Here is a 10742-nt window from a genome sequence, read left to right as displayed (position 1 = left end):
GGCGGGTGAGCGGTTTGCATCCGCTTATTGTGCGATGTTGGCGGGCGGGCGCACAGTCCCCGATGTGTTCATCGTCGCCACCTGGGCACGGCCATTGCTTGGGTACCCCTATGTCCACCCACGTCCTGAACCTGCCCGCCGGTGCCAGTGCCCTCTGGCAGAACCGCCTGGGGCTGCTGCTGGAGTCCACGGGCGAGGGGGTGTTTGGCATTGATCTGGCGGGCAACTGCGTGTTCATCAACCGGGCGGGCGCGCAGATGCTGGGCTTTGCGGCCGATGAGGTGATGGGGCGCAACATGCACGCGCTCACCCACCACAGCCACCCCGACGGCAGTCCCTACGCCGACAGCGACTGCCCCATCTTCAACGCGTTCCGCCAGGGCCTGCCCTGCCGGGTGGACACCGAGGTGTTCTGGCGCCGCGATGGCTCGGCGTTTGCCGTGGAGTATTCCAGCCACCCCATTCTGGAAGGCGATCGGGTGCAGGGTGCCGTGATCGCTTTTGTCGACATCACCAGCCGCAAACGCGCCGCCGACGAGCTGCAGCGCGCGCATGACGACCTGGCCCGCGCCAATGACGAGCTGGAGCGCCGTGTGGCCGCGCGCACCCAGGAGCTGTCGCAGGCACTGGCGCAGCTGCGCGAGCTGTCCGCCTACTCGGAGCAGGTGCGCGAGGACGAGCGCACCCGCATCGCCCGTGAGGTGCATGACGAGCTGGGCAGCCTGCTGGTGGCGCTGAAGATGGATGTGAACTGGCTGCACAAGCGCCTGGGCGAGCAGGGCGAGCGCACGCCCGAGGCCGCGGGCGACATGCGCACCCAGATGCGCTGCAAGTGCCAGAACATGAGCCGCCTGATCGAAAACGCCGTGGACAACGTGGGCCGCATCATCACCGACCTGCGCCCCAGCATCCTGGACCACCAGGGCCTGTGGGCGGCGCTGGAGTGGCAGGCGCAGGAGTTCGTGCAGTCGGCCGAGCTGGAGCTGGCGTGGCAGATGGACGTGCCTGCCACCCTGCACCTGCCCGAGCCTGCCGCCATCGCGGTGTTCCGCATCTTTCAGGAGATGCTGAGCAATGTTGGTCGCCACGCGCAGGCCAGCGCCATCGACATTGCGATTGACGTGCAGGACGATGTGCTGCAACTGCGCGTGCGCGACAACGGCTTGGGCGCCACCCGCCAGGCCCTGGAGGCGCCCACCGCCTATGGCGTGATGGGCATGCGCGAGCGTGCGCGGCAGCTGGGGGGGCGGTTGAGCATCACCAGCGAGCCGGGGCAGGGCTCGTGCCTGCAATTGCTGATTCCTCTGGAGCTGTCATGAATTCCGTGGTTCGAGTGTTGATCGGTGATGATCACCGCATCGTGCGGGAGGGGCTCAAGCAGGTGCTGGGCGACCCGGCCAATGGCGTGCCCGAGATCACTGTGGTCGCCGAGGCCACCCAGGGCGGCGAGGTGCTGGAGCTGGTCGCCGCCCTGCAAGGGCCCACGGGAACACCGGGGCTGGACCTGGTGCTGCTGGACATCGCGATGCCGGGCATGGACGGCCTCGAAGTGCTGCAGGTGCTGCGCAAGGCCTGGCCCGCGCTGCCGGTGCTGATGCTCAGCACCTACCCCGAGCGGCAATATGCGGTGCGCTGTATCCAGATGGGCGCAGCGGGCTACCTGCACAAAAGCGCCGATCCCGACGACATGGTGGCCGCCGTGCGCAAGGTGGCCGCTGGCGGGCGCTACCTGACGGAGGCGACCGCGCAAGCCCTGGCAGGTGCACTGGAACGCACCGGTGTGGTGCGCACCGCCCAGCAGGGCACGCCCGCCGGAGTGGACGCGCTCTCCTATCGGGAGCACCAGGTGTTCCGCCTGCTCACTGCCGGGCAGAGCGTGAGCGAAATTGGTGCGCAGCTCAAGCTCGCGCCCAACACGGTGAGCACCTACCGCGCCCGCATCCTCGAAAAGACCGGCGCGCGCAACGATGTGGAGCTTGCGCTGCTGGCACGTGGCGCACCGGCAGAGTGAATTCGGTGCGTTGCACGACCGATTTGTAGTGCTGGCCCTACACGCTGTAGACACCACACCCACGAATTCATGACAGCGGGCCGACACCGGCAAAAACTGGCCCGCGCTTTGCGTAACACCTGGCACCAACTTCTACGAGGTGTGCCATGTCCGAATTCTTCTCGCCCTACGATGCCGACCGCCCGTTGATGCTGAAATGCAGCTGTGGCCGCGACCACACGGTGGCCGACCACCACGCCGAGGTGTCGGCCGATGTCGCCGCAGCCACCCTGCGCCAGCGCAGCGAGACCCGTGAGTTCGAGCTCTACAGCAACGAGTTCATCGAAGCCACGCTGGTCAAGGCGCTGTTTCCGCAAGACGCAGTGCGCCGCCGCTTCATCAAGGCGGTGGGCAAGGGAACGGCCATGGCGGCCATCGCCAGCGTGTTGCCCGTGGCCAGCATGCAGGCCATGGCGCAAGAGAAACAGGGCGCACTGGAGAAGACCAACCTCAAGATCGGCTTCATCCCGATCACCTGCGCCACCCCGCTGATCATGGCGCACCCGCTGGGCTTCTACAGCAAGCAGGGCCTGAGCGTCGAAGTCACCAAGACGGCCGGCTGGGCACTGATCCGCGACAAGATGATCAACAAGGAGTACGACGCCACGCACTTCCTGAGCCCCATGCCGCTGGCGATCTCCATGGGCCTGGGCTCCAACGCCACGCCGATGAACGTGGCCACCATCCAGAACGTGAACGGCCAGGCCATCACGCTCAGCCTCAAGCACAAGGACAACCGCGATCCCAAGAACTGGAAGGGCTTCAAGTTCGCGATCCCCTTCGAGTACAGCATGCACAACTTCCTGTTGCGCTACTACCTGGCCGAGGCGGGCTTGAACCCCGACACCGACGTGCAGCTGCGCGTGGTGCCACCCGCCGAGATGGTGGCCAATCTGCGTGCGGGCAACATCGACGGCTTCCTCGGCCCCGATCCTTTCAACCAGCGCGCCGTGTTTGAGGAAGTCGGCTTCATCCACCTGCTCACCAAGGACCTGTGGAACGGCCACCCCTGCTGCGCCTTCGGCACCAGCACCGAGTTCATCCAGAAGAACCCCAACACCTTTGCTGCGCTGTACCGCGCGGTGCTCACCTCGGCCGCGATGGCGCGCGACCCGGCCAACCGCGAGCTCATCGCCAAGGTGATTGCGCCCCAGGCCTACCTGAACCAGCCCGAGGCCGTGCTCAACCAGGTGCTCACCGGCAAGTTCGCCGACGGCCTGGGCAAGATCCAGAACGTGCCGGACCGCGCCGACTTCGACCCCATGCCGTGGCAGAGCATGGCCGTGTGGATGCTCACGCAGATGCAGCGTTGGGGCTACATCAAGGGCGATGTGGACTACAAGCAGATCGCCGAAAAGGTGTTCCTCATCACCGATGCGAAAAAGCAGATGAAGGCGCTGGACCAGAAGGTGCCCGAAGGCGCGTACCCCAAGTTCAAGATCATGGGGCGCGAGTTCGATGCGGCGAAGGCGGCCGAGTACGCCAAGAGCTTCCCCATCCGCAAGGCGGCATGACATGACTCCCGTCAAGAACCTCAACCTGCGCGCGGGCCTGTTGTCCGTGCTCATCTTCCTGGCCCTGCTGGGGATCTGGTACATCGCCACCGCTTCTTCGGGCGCGGGCAACAGCACGGCCGGCATGACCGCCGAGCAGATCGAGTACGCCAAGATGATGGGCAAGGACCCAGGCGCCAGCGCCAAGGGCAGCGGCTTCCCCTCACTGGCAGAGATGGGCCGTACCGTGTGGGGGCACGTGTCCAACCCGTTCTATGACAACGGCCCCAACGACAAGGGCATCGCCATCCAGCTCGCGCATTCGCTAGGCCGGGTCGCGCTAGGGTTTGGCCTGGCCTGCTTGGTGGCGATACCGCTCGGTTTCGTCATCGGCATGTCGCCGCTGCTGCGCCGTGCGTTCGACCCGTTCATTCAGGTGCTCAAGCCCATCAGCCCGCTGGCGTGGATGCCGCTCGCTCTCTACACCATCAAGGACTCATCGATCTCGGGCATCTTCGTGATCTTCATCTGCTCGGTGTGGCCCATGCTGGTGAACACGGCGTTTGGCGTGGCATCGGTCAAGCGCGAGTGGCTCAACGTGTCGGCCACGCTGCAGGTCAACCCGCTGCGCAAGGCCTTCCTGGTGATCTTGCCCGCCGCAGCGCCCACCATCCTCACGGGCATGCGCATCAGCATGGGCATCGCCTGGCTGGTGATCGTGGCGGCCGAGATGCTGGTGGGCGGCACGGGGATTGGCTACTTCGTGTGGAACGAGTGGAACAACCTGTCGCTCACCAACGTGATCTTTGCCATCCTGGTGATTGGCGTGGTGGGCATGTTGCTCGACCTGGCCTTCGGCCAGCTGCAGAAGGTGGTGACCTATGTGGAGTGATGTCGCCCAGCGCCCGGCTGTTCCAGCCGCTCTTGCCACTGACGCCCCGCAACGAAAGGCCTCTGCTGTGACCCAAGGCTTCCTCCAGATCGACCGGCTGAGCAAAGCCTTTGTGCCCGCCAAGCCCGTGTTTGCTGATGTGTCGTTCACGCTCGACAAGGGCGAATTCGTCTGCATCATCGGCCACTCGGGCTGCGGCAAGACCACCATCCTGAACGTGCTGGCGGGGCTGGACACCGCCACCTCGGGCACCGTCATCATGGACGGGCGCGAAGTGGCCGGCCCCAGTCTGGACCGGGGCGTGGTGTTCCAGAGCCACGCGCTCATGCCCTGGCTGACGGTGCGCCAGAACATCGCGTTCGCCGTGAAGTCGCGCTTGCCCGACTGGAAGAAGGCCCAGGTCGATGCGCATGTGGAGAAGTTCGTGGCGCTGGTGGGCCTGAGCCCTGCCATCGACAAGAAGCCATCGCAACTTTCGGGCGGCATGAAGCAGCGCGTGGGCATCGCGCGCGCGTTCTCCATCCAGCCCAAGATGTTGCTGCTGGATGAACCCTTTGGCGCACTGGATGCGCTCACGCGCGGCACCATCCAGGACGAGCTGATGGCCATCGTGCGCCAGACGCAGCAGACGGTTTTCATGATCACCCACGATGTGGACGAAGCCATCTTGCTGGCAGACCGCATCCTGCTCATGAGCAACGGCAACGAGACGCCCGAGGGCTACCGCTCCGGCGGCATCGCCGAGGTGGTGGTGAACCCGCTGCCACGCGAACGCACGCGCACCAGCCTGCACCACCTGGACGGCTACTACGCGCTGCGCAACCACATCGTGGACTTTCTCGTCACCCGAGCCAAAGCCCACTGATTTCCTGAATAACCCAGCACTGTCGTGTTGCCCCTTGGGGTGGCAGGGAGTGCTGCACCCTGAAGTTCCTGTTCCCTGTTCCAAAACCCATCCAACCGAAGGAGCCATCACCATGAACCGCTACGACGTTACCGAAAAGATCATCAGCACCAAGGTCGCCAAGGGCCTGCAATGGGAGGCCATTGCCAAGAAGGTCGGCCAGTCCAAGGAATGGACCACGGCCCTGTGCCTGGGCCAGATGACGGCCACGCCCGAGCAGGCCAAGATCGTCGGCAAGATCTTCGGCCTCACCGCCGAAGAGCAGAAGTGGCTGCAGGTGGTGCCCTACAAGGGCTCGCTGCCCACGCCCGTGCCCACCGATCCGCTGATCTACCGCTGGTACGAGGTGGTGAGTGTGTACGGCACCACCATCAAGGAGCTGATCCACGAAGAGTTTGGCGACGGCATCATGAGCGCCATCGACTTCAGCATGGACATCCAGCGCGAGGCCAATCCCAATGGCGACCGCGTGAATGTGGTCCTGTCCGGCAAGTTCCTGCCGTATAAACAGTACTAACCCCCTGAGTCGCTTCGCGCCTTCCCCCTTTCTCTCGAATTGCTGCGCAATTCGGGAAGGGGGACACCGCCAGCGCCCGCCAGCGAAGCGCCGCCTGTGCGGCTTGGCGGCCCTTGCGCGGCGGTCGCTGGTATAGGCCGTGCTCGTTACACCGGCGTGGGCCTATGCATTGCACCGAGTGGGGTAACCAAGACGGTCAGAGCACCTTGACGGCGCGACCGATGAACTGGATGGGCCCCGTGGGTTTGCCAATCGGCGAGCCCGTGGGCGGTTCCAGCGTCAGCTCGAACAACTGGTTGGGCTGCAGCGGCGGCAGCTTGTCCAGCGGGATCTGGAGCGGCTGACCGGGCTGCACCAGGCCCAGCGATACGGGGCCGCTCCAGCCGTCGGCCTTGGTCCAGAACTCCAGGGCCTTGTCGGCCGGTACTTCGGCCATACCCAGCGGAATCAGGCTGATCTGCCGGGGCGAGCTGGCCTGCACCACCCAGCCCGGGGCCTTGTCATGCGGCGCGACCAGCACCACCATGAACTGCGGCGGCGCGGCCACTGGGGCGGTGCGGGTGACGAGCACTGCCGCGAGCACCGCCGCCATGGCAAAGCCCGAGCCGGCGAGGGCCCGCCACAGGCCCAGGTGGTCCCACCAGCGCACGGACGGTTTGCGTTTTGTTTCTGCGCGGGGCGGTGCAACGGGTGTCGCAGTCTGTTGAGGGCTCGCCGCTCGCAGCGACTGGTCGATGCGCGCCCACAAGACAGCGGGCGGCGCGATGGGCTCTGCCAGCTGGGTCAGCGGCAGCAGGCGGGCTTCCCATTCGGCAACCGCCTGTTGCAGTGCCTTGTCACCAGGCAGGCGTTGCTGCACACCCTGGCGTTCGGCAGCGGGCAGGGTGCCCAGCACGTACTCGCCGGCCAGCACGCTCAGGTCTTCCGGCGAGGGGGTGGACGGTGTGTTGCGCACGTCGGTCATGCCATGCACTCCCGCAGCGAAACCAGGCTGCGCCGGATCCACGCCTTGACGGTGCCCAGCGGCGCGCCGAGGCGCTCCGCAATTTCTCCGTGCGAGCAGCCGTCCACATAGGCGTGCAGCACGCAGTTGCGGCGCGCGGGGTCCAGGGCCTCCAGGCAATGCTGCAGGCGGCCCAGGCTGGCGTTCAGCGCAAAGGTTTCCTCGACCTCATGGTGGGCCTGCACAGACATGTCGGCCTCCAGGGCTTGGGTGGTGGTGTCGTCCACATCAACGTGGCGGCCCGCGTCGCGAACGGCGTTCAGGGCCAGGTTGCGCACCACGCTGTAGATCCAGCCGCGTGCGCTGCCCCGGCGCGGGTCATAGCTGGCGGCGCGGGTCCAGATGTTCACGCAGGCATCGTGCACGATGTCCTCGGCCAGGGCCCGCTGGCGCACGATGCGCAGCGCGACGCCCAGTAGCCGCGCGCCCTCCTGTTGGTACAGGCGGTGCATGGCCTGCCGGTCGCCCGCTGCGCAGGCGGCCAGAGCGGCTTCGTAGTCAAAATCGCCAGGGGTGTCGGGCACGGTGTGCAGGCAGCGGGGCCGCGGCTAAAGAGTGAGCGCATCGTAGCCGCAAACCCGCCACCGCCTGGCGGTAGCCCCCGCTGGGCAGGGGATTGCGTGTGCGTGGTTTACGCGGCCTTCCAGAAGATGTAGTCGGCCTGGTACTTCACGATCTGGCGCTCGCCCTTGTTAGCGGTGGTGCAGGCAGCAGCGGGTGCCACGCCACCCTTCAAGGCCACGCGCTGGATGAAGGTCACGCCGGTCATGGCGCCCGAACCCATGGCGGGGTTGGCCTTGACGAGCTGGTAGGGCAGGTTGCCCGTGCCCGATGGCGCCACGGCCAGCTGGGTGGCTGTCAGCTTGGACCCATCGCTCGACTCCCAGGTGGCCGGTGGGCCGTAGTAGGTGCCCACTTGTTTGCCGCTGCGGTCATTCAGCACGGCCTTGGGGCCCACGAACACCCATTCGGTCTGGCCGGGCATGTTGGCCTTGTCGCGGCATTCGTAGGTGATCTCGCCCACGCCCACGGTTTCCATCGCCACCTTGTTGCCAGCCGGCACCTTGATGCTGTCGGGCAGGCTGTCCTGCGAATACATGGATTTGGAGGACGACGACATCATCGAACCGCAGGCGCTCAGCAGCACGGCGGCGGCAATGGCGCCCGTCAGGGGGAGCAGGCGGGAGATGGGGGACGTGTGGATGGTCATGGCGTTTCTCTCTGGTCTGTGGGTTGATAGGACAGCAGCAACAAGATGCGCTGCTGTAGGTACTACCCACGAAAACGCCGTTTGGATGCAGTGGATGCCAAAAATTTTTTGCCGATGCCAGCCCGGTCAAGATTGCCGCCCGGGCCCGAGGCTGCCTCAATGCAGGGTCAGCGGCTGGGTGGTGGTCTTGACCCGCACCACGGCCGCCCGGTGCTCATAGGGGGCCACCGGTTGACCCAGGATGGCGGCCGCCAGCGTGCGCGCCTGCCGGGCAATCGGTTCGATGTAGCGGCTGCACTGCCCGTCGATGCTGATGCAATCGCCCAGTGCATGGATGCGGGATACGCTGGTTTGCAGCGTGCCTGCGTCCACCGCAATGCCATGGGTCCAGTCAAGCCCTGCACTCTGCGCCAGGCGGTGGGGGGGCAGCAGGCCTGCAGCCACCACCACTTCGTCCGCCGCAAAACGCCGCCCGCTGGTGGTGGAGACGCGGTAGCGCGAGCCCACGCGTTCCACCTGCTCCACCTGCAGACCGCCTTCAAAGCGGATGGACAGGTCTTTCCAGGCGTCCAGCAGCTGCGGGCCCGCCTGCTGGTCGTGCCAGCGCGCCAGCGGCTCGGTGGCCGTGTCCAGCAGCGTGATGTGGTGGCCGCCCAGGGCCAGGTCGTTGGCCAGCTCACTGCCGACCAGGCCCGCGCCGATGATGAGCACGTCCTTGGGCTGCTCGCCCAGGTGCTGGCGCAGGCGCTGGTAGGCGTCCAGGTGGTTGATGCGCCAGCACAGGCTGGCGGGCAAGCCCGGAGGCAAGGCGGCCTGCGCACCGTGGGCCAGCACCAGGTGACTGTAGCGCAGCACGCCCCGCGTGGTGCGCAATTGGCGGGTGTCGGCGCAGATGCGCACGGCATGGGTGTGGGCCAGCAGGGTGACGCCCAGGCGGTGCGCCGCATCGCGGCCTGTTTCGGACACCAGGGCCAGCGGGTCCAGCTGGCGCGCCATGGCCACCGACAGCAAAGGCTTGTCGTACCGGTCGCCCGCGCAAGCCGTCACCAGGGTGATGGGCAGCGTGGCGCTGTGTTGGCGCAGGGTTTCGGCCAGTTGCCAGCCTGCACGGCCCGCGCCGACGATGACCACGCCCGGCTCGCCACGCACGCGCAGGGAGGCGGCTGGCGCTGCGCTGGCCTGCGCCCGCAGCGCCTCCAGCGTGGGGGCTTCGTACGGCGAAAAATCGGCCTTGGTCACGCCGCACAAGGGGCAGGCCCAGTCGTCGGGTATGTCCGCCAGCCGCGTGCCGGGCGGCAGGCCGCCATCGGGGTCGCCGTTGGCCTCGTGGTAGACGTAGCCGCAGGCGTTGCAGATGTAGCTTTGCCAGGGCGCCTGGGTGGCCGCGTCGGCAAACGCATCGCACAGCGCCTGCGATGCCGCGCTCAACACGAACTCGGAGGCAACCGACGGCGTGGTGGCGGTGGGGAGGGCGGGCGTCATCCAGGCATCTCCTCGGTGCTGAGCCGGGCGATCTCCTTGCGCAGGTGCTTGATGGCGGGCGTGACGATGGCCACAAAGTGCGACTCGCGCACGCGCCGCTGCACGTCCGAGCTCATGAGGTAGCCGCGCGCACCCTGGTGCATCAGGGCGGACTGGGCGGCGCGCAGGCACAGCTCCGCGCCATGGGCACGGGCGTCCAGCACGTCGATGAAGAAGTCGGTGCTCGTGTCGAACGGGGTCTGGGCCAGTTGCATGACGCGTGCAGTCAGTGCATCCAGCTCGGCCTGCAGCGCGTCGGGCCGGTCTTCCAGGAACTGGTTGACATGGCCCAGTTGGGCCTCCACCGCCCACATCGAGTCGATGGCGCCCTGGGTGATGCCCACGGCCATGCCACATTGCAGCATCACAAACGCAGCGCGGATGCGGGCGATGAAAGGCCGGGTGGGGTCGGCCATGGTGTCGGCCGTGCCGATGAAATGGTCCTTGAGCCGCAGCGCATAGGTGCCCGTGCCCTCCATGGCGGAGAAGCTGGGGCATTCGCGCATCTCCACGCCCGGTGCGTCGCAGCGCAGCAGGAACATCACCTCGCGCTGGCTGGCCGCACCGTCGGCCTCCACCACCGCCGCAATCGCGCCGCAGTAGTGGTCGGGCCCCAGGTTGCTCACCCAGGGCAGGGTGCCGTTGACGAGGTAGCCGCCCTCCACCGGCGTGGCCTTGAGCAGCAGGCTTTCGATCTGCGCGTAGCTCTTCATGGGGTTGGACAGCGCCGTGCCGCCCATGCCTGCGCCGCTGGCGTGGCGCTGCAGCACATCGCCCATCAGCGTGGGGTTGCCCGACTGCTGCAGGTACAGCCCACACACCGCCTGGCACCACATCATGAAGCCGGTAGCCCCGCACACGCGCGAGGCCTCGGCCATGGCGCGGATGGCCAGGCCGTAGTCGGCCGGGCCCGCCGTGCTGTCCAGGTGCGCGCTCATCGCGCCCACGGCGGCCAGCTGCTGCAGCTCCGCGCAGGGGTAGTAGCCGGTGCGGTCAATTGCCTCCACCTGCGCGGCCAGCGGGCCCTGGGCGATCTGGCGCACGGCGGCCAGCAGCGCATCGCCCCGCAGGGCGCCGTCCAGGTGGAGTTGGGGAGGGAGGTCGGCGGGGTTCATGGGGCTCCTTGGGTGCGCAGGGCGGGCTTGGTGGCGG

The 10742-nt window shown here is 66.9% G+C and carries 11 protein-coding genes; 6 read left to right on the top strand and 5 right to left on the bottom strand.

Annotated elements, in window-relative coordinates; translation table 11 throughout:
- Positions 1–110: 110 nt before the first annotated feature.
- From NFX52_RS15900 to cynS, 6 genes are all read left to right on the top strand, one after another.
- Positions 111–1319: a sensor histidine kinase gene (locus NFX52_RS15900; protein ID WP_207401907.1), complete on the top strand. Its 1209-nt coding sequence runs from the start codon at positions 111–113 to the stop codon at positions 1317–1319.
- On the top strand, positions 1316–2011 hold the full coding sequence (locus NFX52_RS15895; protein ID WP_055396321.1) for a response regulator: 696 nt from the start codon (positions 1316–1318) through the stop codon (positions 2009–2011). Before NFX52_RS15900 ends, NFX52_RS15895 begins: the two co-directional genes overlap by 4 nt.
- Positions 2012–2157: 146 nt before the next feature.
- Positions 2158–3564: a CmpA/NrtA family ABC transporter substrate-binding protein gene (locus NFX52_RS15890; RefSeq protein ID WP_055396323.1), complete on the top strand. Its 1407-nt coding sequence runs from the start codon at positions 2158–2160 to the stop codon at positions 3562–3564.
- Position 3565: 1 nt separating this feature from the next.
- The gene (gene ntrB, locus NFX52_RS15885; protein ID WP_055396325.1) at positions 3566–4435 is read left to right on the top strand and encodes a nitrate ABC transporter permease; all 870 of its coding nucleotides are present in this window, start codon (positions 3566–3568) and stop codon (positions 4433–4435) included.
- Positions 4425–5300: an ABC transporter ATP-binding protein gene (locus NFX52_RS15880; RefSeq protein ID WP_055396327.1), complete on the top strand. Its 876-nt coding sequence runs from the start codon at positions 4425–4427 to the stop codon at positions 5298–5300. The genes ntrB and NFX52_RS15880 overlap by 11 nt, the downstream gene beginning before the upstream one ends.
- Positions 5301–5412: 112 nt before the next feature.
- Positions 5413–5856, top strand: a complete 444-nt coding sequence (gene cynS / locus NFX52_RS15875) for a cyanase (RefSeq protein WP_055396329.1) — start codon at positions 5413–5415, stop codon at positions 5854–5856.
- A 196-nt stretch (positions 5857–6052) separates the two neighbouring features.
- Here cynS and NFX52_RS15870 read toward each other — a convergent pair whose 3' ends face one another.
- The 5 genes from NFX52_RS15870 to NFX52_RS15850 form a co-directional block, all read right to left on the bottom strand.
- Complete coding sequence (locus NFX52_RS15870; protein ID WP_055396331.1) at positions 6053–6820, bottom strand: anti-sigma factor; 768 nt, start codon at positions 6818–6820, stop codon at positions 6053–6055.
- Positions 6817–7383: a sigma-70 family RNA polymerase sigma factor gene (locus NFX52_RS15865; RefSeq protein ID WP_055396332.1), complete on the bottom strand. Its 567-nt coding sequence runs from the start codon at positions 7381–7383 to the stop codon at positions 6817–6819. The genes NFX52_RS15870 and NFX52_RS15865 overlap by 4 nt, the downstream gene beginning before the upstream one ends.
- Positions 7384–7490: 107 nt before the next feature.
- Positions 7491–8069, bottom strand: coding sequence for a DUF3455 domain-containing protein (locus NFX52_RS15860; protein ID WP_055396334.1), 579 nt, complete (start codon positions 8067–8069; stop codon positions 7491–7493).
- Positions 8070–8225: 156 nt separating this feature from the next.
- Positions 8226–9551 (bottom strand): FAD-dependent oxidoreductase, encoded by a 1326-nt coding sequence (locus tag NFX52_RS15855; protein WP_055396336.1) that lies wholly within the window; start codon positions 9549–9551, stop codon positions 8226–8228.
- Positions 9548–10705 carry an acyl-CoA dehydrogenase family protein gene (locus NFX52_RS15850; protein ID WP_055396338.1) on the bottom strand — a complete coding sequence of 386 codons (1158 nt, stop codon included), beginning with the start codon at positions 10703–10705 and terminating at the stop codon, positions 9548–9550. The genes NFX52_RS15855 and NFX52_RS15850 overlap by 4 nt, the downstream gene beginning before the upstream one ends.
- Positions 10706–10742: the final 37 nt, after the last annotated feature.

Origin of the sequence: Acidovorax facilis (assembly GCF_023913775.1) — a bacterium.
In the GTDB taxonomy this organism is placed as follows: Bacteria; Pseudomonadota; Gammaproteobacteria; order Burkholderiales; family Burkholderiaceae_C; genus Acidovorax; species Acidovorax facilis.
This window is presented reverse-complemented; position numbering and strand designations above follow the sequence as displayed.